Annotated in this window: 22 protein-coding genes; 10 read left to right on the top strand and 12 right to left on the bottom strand. The window is 64.3% G+C overall.

The features are described 5' to 3' along the window. The first annotated feature begins 42 nt into the window (after window positions 1-42). The 6 genes from CTP10_RS21630 (at window position 43) to CTP10_RS21605 (ending at window position 6,547) form a co-directional block, all read left to right on the top strand. The gene (locus CTP10_RS21630) at window positions 43-1,284 is read left to right on the top strand and encodes an ABC transporter substrate-binding protein (protein ID WP_116323448.1); all 1,242 of its coding nucleotides are present in this window, start codon (window positions 43-45) and stop codon (window positions 1,282-1,284) included. Between the two features lies 1 nt (window position 1,285). Continuing rightward, the gene (locus CTP10_RS21625; protein WP_116323447.1) at window positions 1,286-2,425 is read left to right on the top strand and encodes a thiolase family protein; all 1,140 of its coding nucleotides are present in this window, start codon (window positions 1,286-1,288) and stop codon (window positions 2,423-2,425) included. A gap of 11 nt (window positions 2,426-2,436) precedes the next feature. Further along, window positions 2,437-2,802 (top strand): Zn-ribbon domain-containing OB-fold protein, encoded by a 366-nt coding sequence (locus CTP10_RS21620; RefSeq protein WP_116323462.1) that lies wholly within the window; start codon window positions 2,437-2,439, stop codon window positions 2,800-2,802. 67 nt (window positions 2,803-2,869) lie between these two features. Then, window positions 2,870-3,856, top strand: coding sequence for a tripartite tricarboxylate transporter substrate binding protein (locus CTP10_RS21615; protein WP_116323446.1), 987 nt, complete (start codon window positions 2,870-2,872; stop codon window positions 3,854-3,856). A 26-nt stretch (window positions 3,857-3,882) separates the two neighbouring features. Next, the gene (locus CTP10_RS21610; RefSeq protein WP_116323445.1) at window positions 3,883-5,976 is read left to right on the top strand and encodes an acetate--CoA ligase family protein; all 2,094 of its coding nucleotides are present in this window, start codon (window positions 3,883-3,885) and stop codon (window positions 5,974-5,976) included. Window positions 5,977-6,124: 148 nt separating this feature from the next. Further along, the gene (locus CTP10_RS21605) at window positions 6,125-6,547 is read left to right on the top strand and encodes a VOC family protein (protein ID WP_116323444.1); all 423 of its coding nucleotides are present in this window, start codon (window positions 6,125-6,127) and stop codon (window positions 6,545-6,547) included. On the opposite strand, the gene CTP10_RS21600 is transcribed toward CTP10_RS21605, so the two are convergent. From CTP10_RS21600 to CTP10_RS21590, 3 genes are all read right to left on the bottom strand, one after another. Further along, window positions 6,517-6,948 (bottom strand): hypothetical protein, encoded by a 432-nt coding sequence (locus CTP10_RS21600; protein WP_116323443.1) that lies wholly within the window; start codon window positions 6,946-6,948, stop codon window positions 6,517-6,519. The two genes, CTP10_RS21605 and CTP10_RS21600, sit on opposite strands and share 31 nt — an antisense overlap. Window positions 6,949-7,128: 180 nt before the next feature. After that, window positions 7,129-7,731 carry an isochorismatase family cysteine hydrolase gene (locus CTP10_RS21595; protein ID WP_116323442.1) on the bottom strand — a complete coding sequence of 201 codons (603 nt, stop codon included), beginning with the start codon at window positions 7,729-7,731 and terminating at the stop codon, window positions 7,129-7,131. Window positions 7,732-8,296: 565 nt separating this feature from the next. Continuing rightward, window positions 8,297-8,566: a GTP cyclohydrolase gene (locus tag CTP10_RS21590; protein WP_116323441.1), complete on the bottom strand. Its 270-nt coding sequence runs from the start codon at window positions 8,564-8,566 to the stop codon at window positions 8,297-8,299. Between the two features lie 216 nt (window positions 8,567-8,782). On the opposite strand from CTP10_RS21590, the gene CTP10_RS21585 reads away from it, so the two are divergent. After that, window positions 8,783-9,640 (top strand): transglutaminase-like domain-containing protein, encoded by an 858-nt coding sequence (locus tag CTP10_RS21585; protein WP_116323440.1) that lies wholly within the window; start codon window positions 8,783-8,785, stop codon window positions 9,638-9,640. Window positions 9,641-9,733: 93 nt separating this feature from the next. Here CTP10_RS21585 and CTP10_RS21580 read toward each other — a convergent pair whose 3' ends face one another. Then, window positions 9,734-10,636, bottom strand: coding sequence for an extracellular catalytic domain type 2 short-chain-length polyhydroxyalkanoate depolymerase (locus CTP10_RS21580; protein WP_158577755.1), 903 nt, complete (start codon window positions 10,634-10,636; stop codon window positions 9,734-9,736). A gap of 256 nt (window positions 10,637-10,892) precedes the next feature. Here CTP10_RS21580 and CTP10_RS21575 point away from each other — a divergent pair, with 256 nt between their 5' ends. Further along, complete coding sequence (locus tag CTP10_RS21575; RefSeq protein WP_199414730.1) at window positions 10,893-12,011, top strand: AI-2E family transporter; 1,119 nt, start codon at window positions 10,893-10,895, stop codon at window positions 12,009-12,011. Between the two features lie 89 nt (window positions 12,012-12,100). Here CTP10_RS21575 and CTP10_RS21570 read toward each other — a convergent pair whose 3' ends face one another. The 7 genes from CTP10_RS21570 to CTP10_RS21540 form a co-directional block, all read right to left on the bottom strand. After that, window positions 12,101-12,751 (bottom strand): RraA family protein, encoded by a 651-nt coding sequence (locus tag CTP10_RS21570; RefSeq protein WP_116323437.1) that lies wholly within the window; start codon window positions 12,749-12,751, stop codon window positions 12,101-12,103. After that, window positions 12,748-13,410 (bottom strand): RraA family protein, encoded by a 663-nt coding sequence (locus CTP10_RS21565; protein ID WP_116323461.1) that lies wholly within the window; start codon window positions 13,408-13,410, stop codon window positions 12,748-12,750. Before CTP10_RS21565 ends, CTP10_RS21570 begins: the two co-directional genes overlap by 4 nt. An 11-nt stretch (window positions 13,411-13,421) precedes the next feature. After that, the gene (locus CTP10_RS21560; RefSeq protein WP_116323436.1) at window positions 13,422-14,090 is read right to left on the bottom strand and encodes an RraA family protein; all 669 of its coding nucleotides are present in this window, start codon (window positions 14,088-14,090) and stop codon (window positions 13,422-13,424) included. 51 nt (window positions 14,091-14,141) lie between these two features. Continuing rightward, the gene (locus CTP10_RS21555; protein ID WP_158577754.1) at window positions 14,142-15,320 is read right to left on the bottom strand and encodes a YncE family protein; all 1,179 of its coding nucleotides are present in this window, start codon (window positions 15,318-15,320) and stop codon (window positions 14,142-14,144) included. 17 nt (window positions 15,321-15,337) lie between these two features. Beyond that, window positions 15,338-16,306, bottom strand: coding sequence for a tripartite tricarboxylate transporter substrate binding protein (locus CTP10_RS21550; protein WP_116323434.1), 969 nt, complete (start codon window positions 16,304-16,306; stop codon window positions 15,338-15,340). 65 nt (window positions 16,307-16,371) lie between these two features. After that, window positions 16,372-16,824: an aconitase X swivel domain-containing protein gene (locus CTP10_RS21545; protein ID WP_116323433.1), complete on the bottom strand. Its 453-nt coding sequence runs from the start codon at window positions 16,822-16,824 to the stop codon at window positions 16,372-16,374. 5 nt (window positions 16,825-16,829) lie between these two features. Continuing rightward, window positions 16,830-18,071, bottom strand: coding sequence for an aconitase X (locus CTP10_RS21540; RefSeq protein ID WP_158577753.1), 1,242 nt, complete (start codon window positions 18,069-18,071; stop codon window positions 16,830-16,832). A 161-nt stretch (window positions 18,072-18,232) separates the two neighbouring features. Here CTP10_RS21540 and CTP10_RS21535 point away from each other — a divergent pair, with 161 nt between their 5' ends. Next, complete coding sequence (locus CTP10_RS21535) at window positions 18,233-19,132, top strand: LysR family transcriptional regulator (protein ID WP_116323460.1); 900 nt, start codon at window positions 18,233-18,235, stop codon at window positions 19,130-19,132. A gap of 54 nt (window positions 19,133-19,186) precedes the next feature. Here CTP10_RS21535 and CTP10_RS21530 read toward each other — a convergent pair whose 3' ends face one another. Then, entirely contained in the window at window positions 19,187-19,552 is a 366-nt protein-coding gene (locus CTP10_RS21530; protein WP_116323431.1) for a VOC family protein, read from the bottom strand. A gap of 480 nt (window positions 19,553-20,032) precedes the next feature. On the opposite strand from CTP10_RS21530, the gene CTP10_RS21525 reads away from it, so the two are divergent. Further along, a complete protein-coding gene (locus tag CTP10_RS21525) occupies window positions 20,033-21,031 on the top strand; it encodes a Bug family tripartite tricarboxylate transporter substrate binding protein (protein WP_116323430.1) in 999 nt (332 codons plus the stop codon). Window positions 21,032-21,034 lie beyond the last annotated feature (3 nt).

Below are 21,034 nucleotides of genomic sequence, written 5' to 3'. Positions count from 1 at the left end.
GCAAAGCCAAAACAAGAACCACAACAAGCCAGAGGAGACAACATGAAGCTTCGCCATTCGATCCGCCGCCGGGCCGCCGGCGCCTTCGCCGTGGCCGCGGCGCTTGCCTGCGGCAGCGCGCACGCGCAGCCCAAGGCAGCGATCTCCGACGACGTGGTCAAGCTCGGCATGCTGCTCGACATGAGCGGCCTGTACGCCGACGTCACCGGCCGCGGCAGCGCCACCGCGGCGCAGATGGCCATCGACGATTTCGGCGGCAAGGTGCTCGGCAAGAAGATCGAGCTGGTGGTGGTCGATCACCAGAACAAGGCCGATATCGCCGCCAACAAGGCGCGCGAGTGGTACGACACCGGCAATGTCGACGCCATCCTCGACGTGGCCGCCTCGGCGCCGGCGCTGGCCGTGCTGGAAGTGGCGAAGCAGAAAAACCGCATCGTGGTGTTCTCGGGACCAGGCACCGAGCGCATTACCAACGACCTGTGCACGCCAGTGTCGGTGCACTACGCCTACGACACCTACGCGCTTGCCAACACCACCGCGCGCGCCACGGTGCAGCGCGGCGGCAAGACCTGGTTCTTCCTGACCGCCGACTACGCCTTCGGGCATACGCTGCAGGACTCCGCCACGTCGGTCATCAACGAAACCGGCGGCAAGGTGCTGGGCGCCGCGCGCCACCCGATCGGCGCCAGCGACTTTGCCTCTTACCTGCTGCAGGCACAGGCCAGCAAGGCGCAGGTCGTGGGACTGGCCAATGCGGGCGGCGACACCATCAACGCGATCAAGGCGGCGTCGGAGTTCGGCCTCACGCGCAACGGCGCGCAGCGCATGGCGGGACTGCTGCTCTACATCAACGACATCCATGCCATCGGCCTGAAGACCGCGGGCGGCCTGGTGCTGACCGAAGCCTTCTACTGGGACATGAATGATGCCACCCGCGCGTGGTCGCGCCGCTATTTCGAGAAGCTGAAGAAGATGCCCAACATGAGCCAGGCCGGCGCGTATTCGTCGGTGATGCACTATCTGAAGGCGGTGCAGGCGGCGGGTACCGACGAGACGTCGGCGGTGATGAAGAAGATGAAAGCCATGCCGGTCAACGACTTCTTCGCCAGGAACGGCCGCATCCGCGAGGACGGCCGCATGATCCACGACATGTACCTGTTCGAGGTGAAGACGCCGGCCGAATCAAAGTACCCATGGGACTACTACAAGGTCGTGGCGACGGTGCCCGGCGAGCAGGCCTTCATGCCGGCATCGAAGTCGCAATGCCCGCTGCTCAAACACTGACATGCGCACCACCTACCTGCGCGGCAGCGGCAACACCCGCTTCGGCCGCATCGAGGGCAGCACGCCGCTGGCGCTGATGGCGCAGGCCGCCGATGCCGCGCTGGCCGATGCCGGGCTGGCGCGCGCCGACATCGACGGCGTGCTGTGCGGCTATGCCACCACGCTGCCGCACCTGATGTTGGCCGACCGCTTCTGCGAATACGCCTCGCTCACTCCCGCCTACGCCCACGGCGTGGCCGCGGGCGGCGCCACCGGCGGCGTGATGGCCATGCTGGCGCACGAACTGGTGCGCGCCGGCCGCTGCCGCCACGTGCTGGTGGTGGCTGGCGAGAACCGCCTCAGCGGCCAGAGCCGCGACCAGTCGATCCAGACGCTGGCGCAGGTGGGCGAGCCGCATGCCGAGGTGCCCAACGGCGCCTCGGTGCCGGCCTACTACGCGCTGCTGGCGTCGCGCTACCTGCATGAGACCGGCATGGATGCCGATGCGCTGTCCGGCTTTGCGGTGCTGATGCGCGAGCATGCCGCCGGCCATCCGGATGCGCACCTGCGCGAGCCGCTGTCGCTCGCAGAGGCACGCGCCTCCCGCCCGATCGCCACGCCGCTGCGGCTGTCCGACTGCTGCCCGATTTCCGATGGCGCGGTGGCGGTGATCGTATCCGCGGAACCCGGCGCCGGCACGCCGGTGCGCATCGCCGGCGCGGGGCAGGCGCACCGGCACCAGCACCTGGGCGCGATCGAAGACGTGATGCAGACCGGCGCCGCCGACGCCGCGCGGCGCGCCTTTGCCGAGGCGGGCCGCGGCGTGGACGGCATTGACTGCCTGGCAATCTATGACTCGTTCACCATCACCCTGGTGATGCTGCTGGAAGAGCTCGGACTGGCGCCGCGCGGGCAAGCGCATGCGCGGCTGCAAGCCGGCGAATTCAGCCGCGGCGGCGCGCTGCCGCTCAATACGCATGGCGGGCTGCTTGCCTTCGGCCATTCCGGCGTGGCGGGCGGGCTGATGCATCTTGCCGAAGCCGCGCGCCAGCTCGCCGGGCGCGCCGGGGAACGCCAACTGAGCAAGCGCCGCCGCGCGCTGTTCCATGCCGACGGCGGCGTGCTGTCGTCGCATGTCAGCCTGGTGCTGGAGGCTACGTGATGAGCCATGCCATGAGCCATACCATAAGCCATCCCTATGCCGACGGACTCGATTCCGGCGTGGTGCGCTACCAGTGCTGCGACGGCTGCGGGGCGTGGCAGCCGCTGGAGCGCCACGCCTGCCGCACCTGCGGCAGCGTGCAACTGCACTGGCGCGATGCCAGCGGACTGGCCACGGTGTATGCGGTCACCGAGATCAGCCGCGCCCCGACGGAGGCCTTCCGTGCCCTCGCGCCCTACACGCTGGTGCTGGCCACGCTGGACGAAGGTCCGCGCGTGATGGGCCATGCCGAGCCCGGCGTGGCGATCGGCGAGCGCGTGCGCGCAGGGTTCCTGCGATTCGGGGAAGGGACGTTGCTGCGCTTCCTGCGCGAATAGCGGCCTTCCGGCGCCAGCCGGCGCGCCCGTCTCCATCCCAGCCGGCACCCACAACCGGAGAAACCCCTTGGCACCGAATCGATCCCGGCGGCACGCGCTCGCCCTGCTTTCCTGCCTCGCCCTGTCCGCGGCCGCCGTGCCGACAGTTCTGGCCCAGTCCTTCCCAGTCAAGCCGATCCGGCTGGTTGTGCCGTACCCGCCCGGCGGTCCCACCGACATCGTCGCGCGCGTGGTCGGCCAGAAGCTCTCGGACAAGCTCGGCCAGCCGCTGGTGGTGGAGAACCGTCCCGGCGCCGGCGGCAACATCGGCGCCGAGGCCGTGGCCAGGGCCGCGCCCGACGGCTACACGCTGCTGGTCGCCACCACCGCACATGCCATCAACATGACGCTGTTCCGCAAGCCCGGCTACGACACGCGCAAGGACTTCACGCCGGTAAGCCTGCTCACGCGCGGCCCGCTGGTGCTGGTGACCGCGCCCGCCATGCCCGCGGGCAATGTCGCCGAGCTGATCGCGCTGGCCAGGACCAGGCCCGGCGAGGTCACCTTTGCCAGCTCCGGCAATGGCCAGTCCACCCATCTTGCCGCGGAACTGTTCAACAGCATGGCCGGCGTGCGCATGACGCACGTACCGTACAAGGGCAGCGCGCCCGCGCTGACCGACGTGATGGGCGGCCAGGCCACGGTGATGTTCGACACCATGCTGTCGGCCATGCCGTTCGTGCGCGACGGCAAGCTCAAGGCGCTGGCGGTCACGGGCGCGGCGCGTTCGCCGGCCGCGCCGGACACGCCGACCATCGCGCAGTCAGGATTGCCGGGCTACGAGGCCAGCGCCTGGAACGCGCTGCTGGCCCCCGCCGGCACGCCGCCCGCGGTGCTCAATACGATCGGCACGGCGCTGAAATCCGTGCTCGACGACGCCGACGTGCGCGCGCGCTTCGCCACGCAGGGCTTTGCCACGGAATGGACATCCCCACCAGCCACCGCGCAGTTCCTCGACCAGGAAATCGACAAATGGGCCCGCGTCGTCAAGGCCTCCGGCGCCACCGTCGACTGATTCCCCACGCACACCCCCGCCCAGTCATGAACAACTCGCTCCAGTCCCTGCTCGCTCCCCGCTCCATCGCCGTGATCGGCGCCTCTGACAACATCCACAAGATCGGCGGCCGGCCCATCCACTACATGAGGACGCACGGCTACGCCGGCACGCTCTACCCGGTCAACCCGCAGCGCGACACCATCCAGGGCCTGCGCGCCTATCCCACGCTGGACGCGCTGCCGGAAGTCCCTGAGCTCGCGATCATCATCGTCGCCGGCGACGCCGCGGTGCAGGCCGTGCAGGACTGCGCCCGGCTGGGCGTGGCGGCGGCCATTGTGATTGCATCGGGCTTCGGCGAAGCCGGGGCCGAAGGCCGGCGCCAGCAGGACGAGATGGTGCGCGCCGCCCGCGCCACCGGGCTGCGGCTGGTCGGCCCGAACAGCCAGGGACTGGCCAACTTCGGGAGTGGCGCGATCGCCAGTTTTTCGACCATGTTCATCGAGGTGCCGCCGCAGGACGGCCCGGTCGCCGTGGTCAGCCAGAGCGGCGGCGTGGCGGCGATGGTCTACGGGCTGCTGCGCGGCCAGGGCATTGGCGTGCGCCACATGCATGCCACCGGCAACCAGGCCGATATCACCGTCAGCGAACTGGCGTTGGCGGTAGCGCACGATCCCGGTGTGCGGCTGGTGCTGCTGTACCTGGAAAGCCTGACCGACCCCGAGGTGCTGGCCGAGGCCGCGCGCGTGGCGCGGGCGCGCAATGTGCCGGTGGTGGCGGTCAAGGCCGGCCGCTCAGACGACGGGCAGCGGGCCGCGGCGTCGCACACCGGTGCCATCGCCAACGAGGACCGCGCGGTCGATGCCTTCCTGCAGCGCCATGGCATCTGGCGCGTGGACGATGCGCACGCGCTGGCACGCTGCGCGCCCATGTACCTGCGCGGCTGGCAAGCCACGGGGCGGCGGCTGGTGGTCGTCAGCAATTCCGGAGCAAGCTGCGTGATGGCCGCCGACGCAGCGCCCGCGTGCGGCCTGACGCTCGCGCCGCTGTCCGGTGCCACGCAGGCCGCGCTGGCCGAGCGCCTGCCCGGTTTTGCCGCTACCGCCAACCCGGTCGATGTCACCGCCGCACTGCTGACCAACAGCGCGCTGTTCGGCGAGGTGCTGCCAGTGGTCGCGCGCGATTCCGCCGCCGACCTGTTCCTGCTCGATATCCCGGTGTCCGGCATGGGCTATGACGTGCTGCGCTTTGCCCGCGACGCCGCCGCATTTGCCGATACCGCGGGCAAGCCCATCGCGGTCGCCGTCTGGCAGCCGCCGGTGGCCGAAGCCTTCCGGCAAGCCAACGTACCGACCTACGCCAGCGCTGCCGAAGCGCTGGCGGCGTTCTCGCAGCTGGTCTCGCACCAGCAGCGGCTGCGGCAGATCGCGGCTGACGGCGAGCCGCCACCTCCCGCTGCACCTGCCTTGCCCGCGTCGCCGGCGAAAGGCAAGACGCTGAGCGAAGCCGCCAGCCTGGCACGTCTCGCCGCGGCCGGCATGCCGGTGGTGGAACACTATCTTTGCCGCGACGTGGACGCCGTGGTGGCCGCGTGGCAGCGCATCGGCGCGCCGGTGGCGGTCAAGGCGAGCTCGCCCCAGGTGCCGCACAAGAGCGAGCACGGGCTGGTCGCCCTGCACTGCAATGATCCGGAAGCGGTAGCGAGCGCATTCACCGCCCAGACGCGCACGCTGCAGGCCATGGACGCCCATTGCGAAGGCATCGTCGTCGCGCGCATGGTGCGCGGCCAGCGCGAATGCATGATCGGCGCGCACTGGGATCCCGTATTCGGCGCGGTGCTGGTGGTCGGCGACGGCGGCAAGTATGTCGAGGTGCTGCGCGACACCGCCGTGCTGCTGGCGCCGTGCAGCCAAGCCGATGTCGCCCGTGCGCTGGACGGCCTGCGCATCGCGCCGCTGCTGCATGGGGTGCGCAACGAGCCTGCGGTCGATGTCGCCGCGCTGTGCCGACTGGCGGTGCAAGTCGGCCAGCTGGTCCATGCTGCCGGCGGTGCGATCCGCTCGATCGACCTCAACCCGGTCATGGCGAACGCCGACGGCGTGGTGGTGGTCGATGCGCTGATCGAGGTGGCAGGTGTGTGAAGCGATTCCTACCACCATAGCGGGCCGTTGCCGGACGCTCGACGTTTGACATGAGAAGCGGCCGCAAGTGGGCGAAGCCCGCTTGCGGACGTCCCCTCGATGAAAGGGTTAGGATCCTCGCGCAGGCCGAAACTCTTCAGGAGAGCTCATGTTTGACCACGTCAAATTCGGAGTCAGCGACTATGCAGCGAGCAAGGCGTTCTTCCTCAAGGCACTCGAACCGCTCGGCGTAGCGGTTGTCTCGGAGGGGCCGCCGGCGTACGGTGTCGAGCTTAGCCCAAAGGGCAAGGCTTCATTGTGCCTGTACCAGACCGACGAGAAGCCGGCGCATCTTCACCTGGCATTCACGGCCGAGACTCGCCAGCAGGTCGAAGCGTTCTATCGCGCGGCTCTGGAGGCGGGGGGCAAAGACAATGGTGCGCCTGGTCTGCGCCCGCACTACCACGCGAACTACTATGCAGCATTCGTCATTGGTCCGGACGGGCACAACATCGAAGTGGTTTGCCACGAAGCGGTCAGTCCCGTCGACCTTCCGCCAGATCACCTGCGCATCCGCAACAGATCGGCGTAAGAGACAAGCTTGCCTCTTTCCTCGGGCAGTGCCTTTCGTTTTGACGCCGGGCGGGCTGGTTGGCCGCGCTCGAACTTGGCGGCAGCGCGTGCGTCTTCCCGCGCGTTGCTTCGCGCGGCCTTGGTTTCCGCCTTCAGGCGTTCCGCTTCCAGCCGCGCAGCAACGCGTTCCTCACGCGCAACATCTTGCGCGGCCGACATGATTTCGGCTTTCAGCAGATCGCGCCTTTGCTTGGCAGCGGCACGGGCAGCCTGCAATTGCTCTTTCCTCTGCCGCAGCCAGTCTCTCCTGTTGACCGGCGCAGGCCTGGCTTCTGGCGGCACGCTCAGGCGCAACGCCCTGCTGATTGAAACCTTCTCAGTCCGCAACATACGCCGCGTGTCCTGTTTCGCATTGCTCACACTGCGTCACTCTCCCAACAGCACATAAGTGCCGCCTATGCAGCACCAGGTGAAGTCAATGAATTCATTTGCCGAAGTTACCATAGGACGCCATCTCGTGCTCGGATGACGGCGGCTAGCTACCGGCATGCCGCGGGGATCGCCCGCATTGCTTGCCAACCGTCGAAATGCCAGCAAATGCTAGGCAAGCAACCGCAAGGCATCAGCGAGCGTGAGCACCGTTGTGCGCGAATCGAACGCCGTTGAAAAAAGATGATCGTGCACGACCTGATCTGGGTCGTAGCAGCAATCCTTGACGGTAAATAAACGGAAGTCCGCATCGCTCGCGTACGCGACCGACGACAGCACTACACCGGTTGACGCAATGCCGACCATGAGCAGGGTATCGATACCCTGCGCGGAAAGCCGCACCTGCAGGTCGGTACCAAAGAACACGCTGGCACGATGCGCGATGATGAGCGGCTCCGTGGCCAACTGGCCGAGTTCCGGCGAGATCTGGTCGTCGACGAAAAGACCAAGTCGCTTGATTCCCTGCCCGTTCCTGTTCAACGGACTGACTTCCGGATAGCCCGGCTGAAAGTGGATCTTGGCGAAATAGACGCTGACGCCCTTGGCCCGCGCAGCGTTACACAGCTTGCGCGTATTGGAGAGCAAAGTGGGCGCGACCGATGGAAACAACGCAAGGATGTCGGTCTGATAATGCATGACCACCAGAGCGGCTTGCGCTGGAACGATGGCCGGAATCCGCACGCTCACGCTATCCGCATCCGCGGCGCTTTCCATGGCCTGTTGATGGCCTGCTGAATCGACGGATCCACGTTCAACGGGTGGCGACATAAGGCTACGCGACAAAGTATGATGATCGACTCTACCACGACCAATCGGTCGACCGTTCCGGGTGGGCAATAAGCCATCCCTACGCTCGCCATGGAGTACCTTGCAATATGCGCCTCAGATCCGTGCAATTGCTCGCCGCCCTGGCCCTGCTGAACGCCTGCGCGTCGACGAACGGCGGTAGCCAGCCCGGCAAGACACCCGCGGGCGAGCCGCCTGGCGTGCCAGTTGGCCCCGCACGCGACTGCCAGGCAGAGGCAGCCGCGCTTCTCGGGGCCGCGCCCCTGTCTGTTGTGCGAGCCGTGTTTGATTCCTGCACAGCGGAAAGCCAAGTTCGCGAGCCGCGCAAGTGAGTCTGGACCTATTTGTTCCGGAAGCGCGTGCCTGATTCACCGGAACCTGTTGCGACAAAACCTGGAACAGTATTCGCGGCAATAATGGCAACCACCGTACCGGTCACTCGCGAGGTGGCCGGAATGCTCTTTCGATCAGCGCCTGTGGCATTGCCGACGGACTACTTCGCCTTGACGAAGGTGGACATGGCGTCGATCGCTTCCCTGGCGGACGACAAAGCCAGCGCGATGGCAGCGTGCGGCGCGTTTGCGAAATGCTGGATCAGCGGTGGCACCAGTCTCTGGGAGCCCATTCCTGTACTGACTTGCGTGATCGTCACAGTAGCGAGGAATCCCGGCTGAAGCGGCTCGCCATCGGGAACCGCACGGGGTGCGCGACGCACGTTCGCGGATACCCGGAAGCCTTTGTAGATTGCGTTGTTCTGAGACATGTTGGTCTCCTTTCATCACCGAGCATACGCTGAAAGCCAGGATGTGTCCGATTTCCGTTCCGCCACGAAGCAAACGCTTTCCATACGCCATGACAGGTATCGAACAAGAGACGTCGGAGTACGGCCTTGCTGCTCGCTGAGTCGCAGTACACTTACCTGGATGGCCAGAGTCAGTCCCACGGCCAGGACCGTCTCCACGTCGACGCAAGATCAGCAATGAACCGCCTTCGGTACTTGGTGAACCTGTCCTATAAGATCCTGGATCCCACGGCAGACTTTCTGCTGATTGTCGAAGCTGCCAAGACCGGAAGGCAGTCGGTTGTCTCCGAGCACCTTACGCTCACGCCACCGATCCACGCTGCCCGCTACACTGACCCGCTATGCAACCGCATGCTCAGGATTCGTGCGAGCCAGGGCCCACTGGCCATCCGCTATGAAGCTGTGGTGGACATCGACCATCGCCTGGACGATGGAGCGTCGCTGAACGAGGTGCCGGTTGCGGAGCTTCCCTTCGATGTGCTTTCGTACCTGGCACCCAGCCGCTATTGCGAATCTGACCGCATGATGGAGTTCGCCCTGCGCGAGTTTGGCAGCATGCCGCGGGGCTATTCGCGTGTGTATGCCATACGGGAGTGGGTACGCAACCATGTGCGCTTTCTCTCGCGCTCCACCAATGAGCGCACTTCGGCAATCGATACGATTGTCGAGCGCACCGGAGTTTGCCGGGATTTTTCCCACCTGATGATCGCAATTTGCCGCGCCCTGAGTATTCCCGCCCGTATGTCCAGCAGCCTGGACTACGGCGCGGATCCAGCGATGGGCGCACCCGATTTTCACGCGGTGGTCGAGGTGTATCTTTCGGGCGGCTGGTATCTGCTCGATCCGTCAGGCGTTTCCATTCCGACCGGCCTGCTGCGCATCGGCACCGGCCGGGATGCCGGCGACATTCCGTTCGCCGCCATATTTGGCAAGGTCGAGTCGGAGCGTCCCTATATCGAAATCCAGGCAATGCCCGACCCCGCTGCCGGGATTGGCATGCCGCTGGCAACGACAAGCGCCATCTCGACCTGGTAGCAGGCACCAGACGGCCACCATCGCGCTAATTTACACGCGGTGCTGGCAAGAACTTCAACCCGGCCGGCATGAAGCTGCGCGCACGCATGGAACTCAGTGAAGGCCGGACGTGCCGCACAAAGTCTGAACCATCGACGCTATGCTCTGCATCTGCCCACCGGCACGAAGATGGAAATCCGGGTCACTATATCCCCACCAGTCCCAGGCACCTAATGGGTTAAAGGCTGACATACTGTATGACCTCGACACTTGAGGATACAGGACGATCAGGTCATTGGCTTCTGCCCACTCGTTGTAGCCTGCCATCCTCGCGAAGCCGTCGCCAATGTCGTCGAGCGTTTGCTGGCAGCCATGTAGTGCGACGTGAAGGCCGCACTTTCGCCCCGCCAACGCCGCGATCGGAAGGTAGACCAGGCCTCTTTCCGCCAGGCCGTAACACCGCGATGCATCATTGAATTCTAGTTGAGAGAACGCGCGCAACTCGCCCGGCGCGGAAGACGCTCGGTTGCGCAGAGGTCCGTATAGATGGGCCAACAAGCTACCGGCAGCATCGAAACCACAATTGGAGAAGTACGGCGGCAACTCTTCCTCACATGCAACAGGCATGGCATGCCCCACCTCCAGGTCGTACACGTACTCCAATGCGCTGCGATTCCCGCACTCGTCATAGAACGATACCAATGCTTCCGCTGCCGAGCGGGAGGAAATCGTGTCGGCACGACCGTGAAACACCCAAACGCGCGAGGAACGCAGGTTAGCCAGCGGTGCGATCTTCCCCTCGGCGTCAGCCTCTCGCGCGACCGAAATGGAGAAGGCAGTATCCGGAAGTCCAGTCAGCCCGAGTACAGAGGACAAAGCGTGGCTCAAGCTACCTTTTGACGCAAAGTATGGACCGCCTGCTATAAACGCAGCGCCCTTGAACATCTCCGAGTATGCAACGTGGAGCTGATGCGCCATGAACGCTCCAGCCGACAGTCCTGAAATCGTCACCAGCATTGGGTCAACCCTGAATCCCGCTAACGAGCTAGACATGGCGCTTCCTCGCTCCTTGGTGAAGTGAGACAACTCCGTTGTTGCGTATCACTAGACCACATAGGACCGCCCAACGATGTAGGGCACAGGAAGCATGCCCGGTAGGAAATCGCCGACACGTACTAAGCTGTGTCGGGATGCCGGAGACTCGTGGTCATTCCTGCCCTGGCTGCTATGATCTTCCGCAGCGCTGCTCGTCATATGCCGTATTGCCGAATTCATGGACAATCCAATGCGCAATCTGAAAGGCTTTTACATCCTTCTGTTCGCTGTCTCCGTTGCGTTCATCTGGATCCTGTTGCCCTTCTTCAGTGCGATCCTCTGGGGCACGATACTCGCGATCCTATTTCATCCGATGCACCGCAAACTGACGGTGAGATTTGGCAACCGGGAAAATGTCGCTGCGCTGACGACCCTGCTTGTCTGCCTGCTGATGGCCATTGTTCCGGTCTTCCTGATGATTGCCACACTCGCCCAGGAAGTCGCGTTTGCCTATAACCAGATCAAGACAGGCGAGTGGAATTTCGGACAGTATTTCCGGACGGCAGTACAGGCCTTGCCGGCTTCCGTTGCGAACTGGCTGGGCGAAATCGGATTGGCCGACGTAGCGGGGTTGCAAGCGAAACTGACCGAAGGCGCCGCCCGGATCAGCCAGTTCATGGCGGCCCAGGCTGTCACCATTGGGCAGAACACGCTGCAGTTCGCTGCCGGCCTTGGCATCATGCTTTACCTGGTGTTCTTCCTGCTGCGTGATGGCACGATCATTTCGCACCGCATCCGCGAGGCCGTGCCACTAGATGAAGCGCATACTCGCAGGCTGGTCAGCCGGTTCACCACGGTAGTCCGCGCAACGGTCAAGGGCAACGTCGCAGTGGCCGTAATCCAGGGAATACTGGGCGGCCTGGCTTTCCTGCTGCTGGGAATCAACGGGGTGTTGCTATGGGGCACGCTGATGGCGTTTCTCTCCCTGCTACCGGCCATCGGTGCTGCACTGGTCTGGGGTCCGACGGCGGTTTATTTTTTGCTGGCAGGCCCGGTTTGGAAAGGGATCGCGCTCATTGCCATCGGCACCCTTGTTATTGGCGCCGTGGACAACTTGCTACGCCCTCTCCTTGTCGGCAAGGACACCAAGCTGCCGGACTGGGTCGTCCTGATTTCGACATTGGGCGGCATGTCCGTTTTCGGCATCAACGGCTTTGTGATAGGTCCTCTGATCGCCGCTCTGTTCATCTCCTGCTGGGATATTTCGGTAATTGAAGAGCGCGACGACACAACGGTACCGGAATGCCCGCCGCCGGAAACAATGCCCATCCCGGACCACCATCATCCAGATAAGTGAGTTTCGTGCCTTTCTGCTTACGCAGCACCTACCCCTTGCGAATCAAGGGTAGCTGCAGTTGCACCGGCAAACCCTGCGGGCCTGGGCCGTCACGTACCTTCCCGCCAGCGGGACAAGCCCATCAGGTCAAGCGTCGTACGCCCCTGGCGCAGTTCGTCCATCATCCCTGCTTCCTTGTCGAAGCGAGCCTGACCCTGGGCCAGGGTCGCCTCGACATGCGCCGCCGGAATGACAACCACGCCATCATCGTCCGCCACCACCAGGTCGCCGGCGGCTACCGGGGTACCCGTGAAGCTGAGGGGCTGCCCCACCGACGGGACACTGGCCTTGATTGTTCCGCGCACGGAGATCCCGCGCGAAAACGCCGGGAAGCGCCGAGCGGTCAGTGCCGCGATATCGCGCACGCCGCCGTCGATCACCAGTGCGGCGATGCCGGCCGCCTCGGCCGCGACCGTCAGCACTTCGCCCCAATAGCCTGCCACGAAGCCGCCTGTGGACACGACCAGGATGCTGCCGCACGGCGCTTTTTCCATCGCGACGTGAATGGCCAGGTTGTCGCCCGGTGCGCATTCCAGCGGGTAAGCGGGACCGGCAACCGAGGCGCCGGGCCAGATGGTTCGGACCAGTGGATCGACCGCGCTGGTGGGCAGGCCCGAGGCCTCATAGAGCGTGGACGAGCCCAGCTTGCGCGCCAGCTCAAGGGTGGCGCCGCTGTATGGGGTGTGGGATGCGGTCATCATGCTTTCCTTTGCAGCGTGTGGTAGCCCAGCACTTCGCGCGCCTCGCCCAGGGTCTTGCCTTGTGCGATCTGCGCGCGGATCTGGGCTTCTACGCCTTCGATCTGCCGCGTGACGTCCGCCACTTCCCGGGCGCGTTCACGCGGTACCACCACGACACCGTTGGCGTCCGCCACCACGATGTCGCGCGCGGCTACGCGAGCGGTGCCGATGGACACCGGCACGCCCGCGGCCTCGACCTGCACACGGTCCTTGCCGGTGCGCATGAAGCGGCCTTTGGTGAACAGCGGGTAGCCATCGCCCAGCGCCTTGGAGACGTCGCGGCAGACACCGTCGATGACGGTGGCGCCGATCCGGCGCAGGCCGGCGTACTGGGTCATGATGTCGCCCCACACGGTGCAGTCGGTGCGGCCGTCGTTGTCGATCACGATGACGTCGCCCTCGGCCACCTCATCGATAAAGTCGCCGACCGACCCGGCCGGCGTGGTCGCCGACACATACTTGACAGTAAATGCCGGACCGACGACCGTGCCCTTGTAGTTGTCCAGCGGCGCGATGCCCAGGCATTGGCCGGGCAGGCCCAGCTTGTCCATGGCATCGGATACGCCTGGGGTATCCAGTCCTTCGAACAGGGCTACCAGTTCCTTGTCTTCTGCGCGCATGGCGGGTGCGTTCATTTCGTGCCTCCTTGATTGATGGCTTCAAACTCTTTGTCGTGCATGACTTCCGCGACCGGGCGGCCGGTGCGCACCGCGGCCACCATGCCGTCCTGGCGGCGCGCGATGCGTTCGCCAAGGCCGAGCACCTCTTCGATGCGCGCTGCCGGCACGAACACCGCGCCGCAGCGGTCGGCGATCACGTAGTCGTCCTGGCGCACCGTCACGCCCCTGACCTGCACCGGCTCGCCCGAGCCGGTCTGGATCACGCGGTTGCGCGCGCTGATCATGGTGATGCCGCGGCCGTAGACCGGGTAGTCGATCGACTCGCTGCCCTCGATGTCGCGGCTGTAGCCGTCGATGACGGAACCCCTGATCTTCTTCGCACAGGCCGCATTGGCGAGGATGTCGCCCCAGCACGAGATGCCATCGACACCGCCAGCGATCACGAGTACGCGGTCATCGGTGTCCACCGCGTCAATCACCGGCGAAATCAGGTGCACCGTGGGCCTGGCATCGGTCTTGGGCCCGAGCTGGATCGTGCTGGCGCGGCCCACGATCTTCGGGCAGTCCCACAACGGCAGCAGGCCATGCGTGGCGCCGGGCAATCCCAGGAAATCAAGCGCGTCGGAGACCGTATTGGTGTCGAGCGCGGCAAGGCGCTCAAGCAAGGAAGGCTGTTTCATTTGATGAATCCCTCAAAGATTGGTGATGACATTCGGCAGGCCGCTGTTGCTTCAGCGCCAGAGCTTGAGCGCGGCGGGGGCGCCATCGAGCTGCACGCGCTCGCCGCTGTCGGCCAGCGTGCCGCCCACGTTCCGGTAAAGGCGTATCTGACGGTTGGCGGCGTCCTGCACCAGCACCGCGTTGCCGTCCGGCGTGAAGGCATGGCCTTGCAGCCATTGCCCGCCAGCCAGCTGCGCGGCCTGCCGCAGACGGCCGCCTTCGATGCTGAACAGGCGATAGCGCGCGGTGCCATGGAAGGCAGAAGCCTGCGGCTTGTTGCTGCCATCGATGACGGTCACGCCGACCAAGCGCCCGTCGGGCGAAAAGAAGATGCCTTCCGGCGTCTGCCCCACGGTGACCGTATCGACCACGCGCGGCGGTTGCACCCGCAGGTCGATAAGGCTGATCGTGTCGGCGTCGCCCTGCCCCGCGCCGAGGTTGGTCACTGCGGCCCACGCGCCGTCCGGCGACACGTCGAGTCCATAAGGACGCAGGCCGGCATACAATTCGCGCGGGTCGAGCGTGACCGAGCGGCCGTCGATGGCCAGCAGGCTGACGCGGTTATCGCCATCGCGGCTCACGAGGGCACGGCGGCCATCTGGTGTAAAGGCGACGTGCGCCGGACCAGACTTGTCACCGAGCTGCAGCTTGCCGACGGCCTGTACCTGCTCCCCCTCGATGGCGAGCACGGAAACGGAGCCCTCGGTGCGATTGGCGACCAACGCCAGCGTGCCGGCCCGGTTGATCGAGATGCCGGATGCGCCGGCGCCGGTCCGCACGTTGCCGACGACGCGCGGACCGGCGCCGGGATCCAGCGCCACCACCGACACGAGGTCGAACGTGGCCACCTTGGTCGCATCGGAAGGGTCGCGTCGCGTCGCCGCGCTGACCAGCGCCAGGCGCCCGCCGGGGGCGATGGCGATGGAGCTGGGCGGCCCGACCAGCGAGGTCGGCATCTCGATCTGCTGCGCCACGCGCAGGCGTCCATCGGCAAGCTCGACGACGGCCAGGGTGTCGCCCGCGTTGCGCACCACGGGCTTGCCGTCGACCAGCCCGGCGCGGCCATCCTGCACGGAGAGAAAGTAAGCGGACGGCTTGGGGGCTACGGGTGTACCGGCGCACGCGGCGAGCGTACCGGCCACGGCGGCGGCCAGCGTGCAGCGCAGGAGGAATGACTGAGCATTGGTCATGGTCATGCGCCTGCGCTTTATTCGACGCTCGCGCCCGAGAGCTTGACGAGCTTGCCCCACTTGTCGATTTCCTGGTCGAGGATCTTCCTGAACTCCGCCGGCGTATTGCCCACCGGCGTGGAGCCCTGGTCGGCCAGCGTCTTGCGGAAGGTCGGGTCCTGCGCAACCTTCTGGATCGCCGCGGCCAGCTTGTCGACCACGGCCTGCGGCGTAGCCGCGGACGCGAAGACGCCGTTCCAGAGCGTCACCTCGAATCCCGGCAGCACCTCGCCGACCGCGGGCACGTTGGGCAGGCGTGACGAGCGGCTTTTGGTCGTGACGCCGAGGGCGCGCAGCTTGCCGCTGTCGATGAACGGCAGCACCTCCACCATGGGCGAGAACACCGCCTGGATCTGCCCGCCGATCAGGTCGGCATTGGCGGGCGCACCGCCCTTGTAGGGAACATGAAGCATTTCGGCATGCGCCATGCTGTTGAACAGCGCTCCGGACAGGTGCGACGCCGTGCCGTTACCGGCGGAACCATAGCTGACGGGTCCCTTCTTCTGCCGGACATATTCAACGAACTCCTGCAGTGTCTTGGCCGGCACAGCGTTGTTGATGGTGAGCACGTTCGGGATCAACGCCACCTGCGATACCGGAACCAGGTCCTTGCGCAGGTCGAAACCCATGTTCTTGTAGAGCGTGACGTTGGTGGCGATCGTGCTGGTGGCCATCAGCAGCGTGTAGCCGTCCGGCGCCGCCTTCGCCACGTAGGCAGCGCCGATGTTGCCGCCGGCACCGGCCCGGTTTTCCACGATGACCTGCTGCTTCAGTTCCTTGCCAAGTTTGTCGGCAAGCAGGCGCGCGGTGGAATCGGTGCTGCCGCCGGGGGCAAGCGGCACGACCAGCGTGATCGGCTTTTTCGAAGGCCAGTCGCTGGCCTGGGCGGTGAAAGTCGCAAACGCCGCGCAGGCGGCAACAGCGACGTGGACGAAACGTCGGGTCATGGTTGTCTCCGGTAATGGTTTTATGTGCGCTGCTGCGTGCGGTCAGCGCAATCGAACTGGATGCGCTATGCCGCCGGGGGCGTGGCTTCCTGGTGCTTCTTTTTAGTGGTCACCGAAACGATGCCGGCATCCGCATCCATCTCGACAAGATCCCCGGTGGAAATGGCAAGCGTGGGATCCTGATCCAGTCCGGCGACGACCGGGATATTCCCGATAATCGCGCCGATCGTGGTGATCGCTTCGGGAGTCACCTGTACGAAGGCAACCGGGGCGGTGCCGCGCGACACCATGTCGTAAATCTTGTACGAGCCGCCGGTGGAGCCCTTCCCCGTCAGGAACACCAGCACCTTGCCGGCAATACTGACACCCTCCAGTTCATGGCCGGGCTCGGTGACGATGCCGGTCATGTTGTCGACCCCGCCATTGAAGCTGATCGCTTCCTTGGTGACGACAGCCTCTCCGCTGGCCTTGCCCGTGACGATCTTGCGTCCCTTCAGAACGAATTGATGGGTCGTCATGCTGATTACCTCCAGACGCCGGCAACTGCGGCCTTCATTACGCGATCCAGATTCCCATAGTGGGTAAGGAGTCCAAACTGGCCGGGCGCATAAAATGCCATCTTTGCCGAGTTGGTGGTGAGGGTCTTGTATCCCTTGTTCGGCGCAATGACCCGGCTGCGGGCCAGGAACGGGCAGGTTTCCCGCACCACGGTGCCGCCGGCATCCTCGATCGTCTTGATGTAGCCAACCCGTTCGGCCATGGCGTACATGGCGCCTGCCGTGGTGACCCAGAGCGAGACATCAGGATGGACTTTCTTGCCCTCCAGGGCTTCCGCCACTTCCCGAATCTCCTGCACGGAAGCATTCGGACAGCCGACCAGGATCCAGTCCACATGGTCGGATGGCTCCTTGTTCAAGGCAGCCTCTGCCTGCGCCTTCTCTGCCTCGCCGAACACAAGCACCTTCTCCGGCTCGCGGCCGCCGAATGCGTCTTCGAGCGTTGGCGCCTCCGGTGTCACGCCGACCGCATGAAACATGCTCACCGAAGCGGAGGCCGCCAGCGCAGCGCTCAGTGCCTTGAACTGTTCCACCGTCGGGTCCGACGGAATGCCCGTAAACACCGGCGTATCCTGCCCCGCGATCTTGCCGGCGAAATAGCCGAGCGTCCCGTAGTCGGTCATGTCATCGAGCGGCGTCTCGACCTTGACCAGAAACTTGCCGTAACGGTTTTCCTTCAGGTGGAATCCATACTCAGGTGTGCGGCCGGTAAGGGCCGAGGCAAGCCCGCTGGGCCCCCCTTCCCGATTGGTCCGGGCGCCGCAAACGGAGTTGGCGAACACGACGGCTGACGACTCTCCCCATGCCATATGCTCGCCAAAGCGCGGCAGGTTCCCGACCAGGTAAGGAATGCAGGTATTGCAGGTATTGGCGCCCATCCCGGCATAGGCATCGGTCAGCCGCGCCTGCAGGACGCTGTCCGACTCGGGAATGCCGATCTGCTGCCACTGCGTGGGATCGACAGCCGTAGGATTGGTTGTGACCCGGGTAACGAACGTACCGCCCTGCTTGCGGATATCTTCAACGAACCTCGTACCGGCTTCCTCGGCGACCAGCACCGAGGAACCCGCCATATGCACGTTGTTGACCGGAACGAGCCTTGCGGCACCAAAGCTTTCGCCGAGGGCAACCAGGATCTCCATTGCCTTCTTGACGGCGAGGCCCTTGTCCCCGTTCAACATCCCGGTTTCTTCTTCAGTCAGCAACATACCTGTGTCTCCATGCTGGAAGCCCGAGTCGCATTGGAGCGGTACTGGGGCGGAATCGATGCACTCATTCTGGTACTCGATCTCGATCAAAAAAAGCGATAAATTGGAATCTGTACACATTCCATGAATCGATACATAGGAAGTCGGAGGTGAGCGCCGTGATGACGTTCAAGCAACTGGAGGCGGTCTACTGGGTGGTACAACTCGGCGGCTTCGCGCAAGCCGCGAACAAGATGCACACCACGCAATCGGCCGTATCGAAGCGAGTGCAGGAGCTGGAGGCACTGTTCGAGACGCCCTTGTTCGATCGCTCGTTGCGATCGGCGCGGCTGACTGAAAAGGGAGAGGAGATGTTCCTGCTGGCCAAGCGGCTGCTCGAGCAGCGCGACGCGGCGGTCGAACAGTTCCAGCGCCCGGAGGTACTCGAGCGTCACGTCCGTATCGGCGTCACCGAACTGACGGCGATGACCTGGCTGCCGCGCCTGGTGAGCGCGATCCAGGCCAGCTATCCGCGAGTGATCATCGAGCCGCACGTCGACGTCAGCGTCGTGCTTCGCGACAAGCTGCTGGCCGACGAAGTAGACCTGATGATCGTCCCCGATGTGTTCAGCGACCAGCGCTTCCTGTCGACGCGCGTTGGGGTCGTCGAAAATGCGTGGATGTGCAAGCCCGGGCTGACAGGCCGTCGCCATCGGCTGCGCATGCACGAGCTGGCTGCGCATCGGCTGCTGACGCAGGATGACCGGTCGGGGACCGGCCAGCTTTACAACCGCTGGCTGAGATCGATAGGCGTGAACCAGGAGAACACGCTGTTCAGCAACAGCGTGGTTGCCATCATCGGCCTGACGGTCTCGGGTATGGGCATCAGCTATTTGCCCAGGAAGTGCCTGGCGCCGATGGTCGATGCTGGCGCGCTGGAGGTTCTTTCTGTAAGCCCCGCGTTGCCGCCAGCGCCGTATGCCGCCATCTGCAAGAGCGACAGGAAGAGCCTGCTTGTATCGTCAATTGTCACGCTGGCTCAGGAGACCTGCGACTTTGGCCAGATGTTCCAGACCGGGTGAACGACTTCCTGGGTCGACGGACGTCCATCACTCGCCCTCGGCCCAAGGCCGACACTAACCCAGGTCTTGCCCAATGCGCCACAACACGCTTGTGGGATCGACAATGCAGAAATCCCGAATGCCCCAGGGCTGATTCTGCGGCGGCTCGACTCGCACTCCGTAGCGCCTGGCCAGTTCTTGCGAAACCACCCTTTCCCACCATGCTTCTACGTCCGCCACCAGCATGTGCATCATGAAGTTTTCGGCGTGCTCCTTCACGTAGAAGTTCTGTAGCAGGAAACTGCAATTGCCTGCGTTGAAGTAAGCCATCTCAGCGGAAAGCAAGGTCTCATTGAACCCGAGATCGGAATAGAAGCGACGCGACAGCGCAAAGTCCCGTGCCGGGACGTAGGCCTTGATTTCTATGGTTTCCATTCCCATGGTCTTTCCTTATAGAGAACTACCGATAAAAATTTTGAAGTTCAGCTCTTGCACCGAGTGTAGCGCGTCCCCGTGAGCATCGCTGCCCCCATCGTAGATGAATTGCTGCGCAACCTTGAAATAGTTCTTCAGCACCCCCGTACGAATCAACCCATCGTTTCTCCTTCACCGGGGAGTAACCCGGATCCGTTCCTTCAGGGAAAACCCGGTCACCTCCAACAGTCTGTCATGAAATGAGACATGAACGTCATGAAGTGAGAGAAACCAACTGACCCGTGATTACTAGACTAATCCCGGCTCGACCTCAACAACATCGTCGCGGCGCCGATAGCCAAGCCCTCCTGTCAAGGAGAACGAAATGCATTTTCTGGAAGATTCGCTGCACCCGGAGAACCTGGACAAGGTCGTGATCACGGTGGTCCCGTCATTCGCACCTCCACCGCATACGACGCCGTAACAACACCTACGCAAAGGGCGAAAATGACCTCGAACATCATTCGAATCGCACGCCGGACCTGCATTGCAACGCTGTTGTCCGCCCTGCCCCTCTCCAGCGCGCTGGCGGAAGGGGATTGGCCCAATCGCCCCATTCGCATCCTCGTTCCGGCTCCGGCGGGAGGCGCATCCGACATGATCGCACGTACGATTGCGGAGAGCATGCGCCAGAACCTCAGACAATCCGTGGTGGTTGAAAACAAGCCCGGCGCGGGCGGCATCATTGCCACGGACGCCATGCTCGGCGCGCCACGCGATGGCTACACATTCGTGCTGTCTCCCAACTCGCTGGTGACGGAGAACCCGTACAGCTACAAATTCCGCTTCGATCCGTTCAAGGATGTGGTACCGGTCGCTGAAGTGGCCAGCGTGCCGCTGGTGCTGGTCGCCGACCCTCGCCTGCCGGTCACCAATGTCAGCGAGATGGTGGCCTACGTGAAGGCACATCCGGGAAAGGTCTCCTACGCGTCCTACAGTCCGGGTACGCTTTCTCACATCAAAGGCATGCAGTTCAACAAGGCGGCCGGGCTGGACATGGAGCACGTCGGCTACAAAGGCTCGCCCCCTGCGCTCACCGACCTGATGGGCGGCCAGATTCAGTTCATGTTTGACGGCATGGGCACCGCGCTTGCGCTCGTGAAACCCGGCAAGGTCCGGGCGCTGGCGGTGACATCGGCCGAGCGTTCGCCGTTCCTGCCCGATGTGCCGACAATGGCGGAAGCGGGCTACCCCGATCTCAGCCAGATCATGGGCACCAGCGTCTGGTCCACGCCCGACGTGCCGGCTGCCATCCGCGGCAAGCTGCAGCAGGAGCTACTCAAGGCCGTCTCATCCCCTTCGGTGAAGAGCCAGCTTGCGGCACTTGGAATGAACGCAGGAAGTCCCACGCAGACGACCGCCGGCCTGGAGAAGATGCTCAAGCGGGAGAACGAGCGGACAGGTCAGGCACTGCGTGCCATCAACTACAAGCCCTCCTTGAACTGACCG

Origin of the sequence: Cupriavidus sp. P-10, assembly GCF_003402535.2 — a bacterium.
GTDB lineage: Bacteria > Pseudomonadota > Gammaproteobacteria > Burkholderiales > Burkholderiaceae > Cupriavidus.
The sequence above is the reverse complement of the archived record's forward strand: the minus strand, read 5'-3'. Positions and strand labels throughout refer to the sequence as shown.

Coding starts and splice junctions, on each gene's coding strand:
- CTP10_RS21585 (WP_116323440.1), top strand. CDS start 8,783: ATGAACCGCCTTCGGTACTTGGTGAACCTGTCCTATAAGATCCTGGAT.
- CTP10_RS21540 (WP_158577753.1), bottom strand. CDS start 18,071: ATGTTGCTGACTGAAGAAGAAACCGGGATGTTGAACGGGGACAAGGGC.
- CTP10_RS21590 (WP_116323441.1), bottom strand. CDS start 8,566: ATGTCTCAGAACAACGCAATCTACAAAGGCTTCCGGGTATCCGCGAAC.
- CTP10_RS21535 (WP_116323460.1), top strand. CDS start 18,233: ATGACGTTCAAGCAACTGGAGGCGGTCTACTGGGTGGTACAACTCGGC.
- CTP10_RS21575 (WP_199414730.1), top strand. CDS start 10,893: ATGGACAATCCAATGCGCAATCTGAAAGGCTTTTACATCCTTCTGTTC.
- CTP10_RS21625 (WP_116323447.1), top strand. CDS start 1,286: ATGCGCACCACCTACCTGCGCGGCAGCGGCAACACCCGCTTCGGCCGC.
- CTP10_RS21565 (WP_116323461.1), bottom strand. CDS start 13,410: ATGCGCGCAGAAGACAAGGAACTGGTAGCCCTGTTCGAAGGACTGGAT.
- CTP10_RS21530 (WP_116323431.1), bottom strand. CDS start 19,552: ATGGGAATGGAAACCATAGAAATCAAGGCCTACGTCCCGGCACGGGAC.
- CTP10_RS21525 (WP_116323430.1), top strand. CDS start 20,033: ATGACCTCGAACATCATTCGAATCGCACGCCGGACCTGCATTGCAACG.
- CTP10_RS21550 (WP_116323434.1), bottom strand. CDS start 16,306: ATGACCCGACGTTTCGTCCACGTCGCTGTTGCCGCCTGCGCGGCGTTT.
- CTP10_RS21605 (WP_116323444.1), top strand. CDS start 6,125: ATGTTTGACCACGTCAAATTCGGAGTCAGCGACTATGCAGCGAGCAAG.
- CTP10_RS21620 (WP_116323462.1), top strand. CDS start 2,437: ATGAGCCATACCATAAGCCATCCCTATGCCGACGGACTCGATTCCGGC.
- CTP10_RS21610 (WP_116323445.1), top strand. CDS start 3,883: ATGAACAACTCGCTCCAGTCCCTGCTCGCTCCCCGCTCCATCGCCGTG.
- CTP10_RS21630 (WP_116323448.1), top strand. CDS start 43: ATGAAGCTTCGCCATTCGATCCGCCGCCGGGCCGCCGGCGCCTTCGCC.
- CTP10_RS21580 (WP_158577755.1), bottom strand. CDS start 10,636: ATGCTGGTGACGATTTCAGGACTGTCGGCTGGAGCGTTCATGGCGCAT.
- CTP10_RS21595 (WP_116323442.1), bottom strand. CDS start 7,731: ATGGAAAGCGCCGCGGATGCGGATAGCGTGAGCGTGCGGATTCCGGCC.
- CTP10_RS21555 (WP_158577754.1), bottom strand. CDS start 15,320: ATGACCAATGCTCAGTCATTCCTCCTGCGCTGCACGCTGGCCGCCGCC.
- CTP10_RS21545 (WP_116323433.1), bottom strand. CDS start 16,824: ATGACGACCCATCAATTCGTTCTGAAGGGACGCAAGATCGTCACGGGC.
- CTP10_RS21560 (WP_116323436.1), bottom strand. CDS start 14,090: ATGAAACAGCCTTCCTTGCTTGAGCGCCTTGCCGCGCTCGACACCAAT.
- CTP10_RS21570 (WP_116323437.1), bottom strand. CDS start 12,751: ATGATGACCGCATCCCACACCCCATACAGCGGCGCCACCCTTGAGCTG.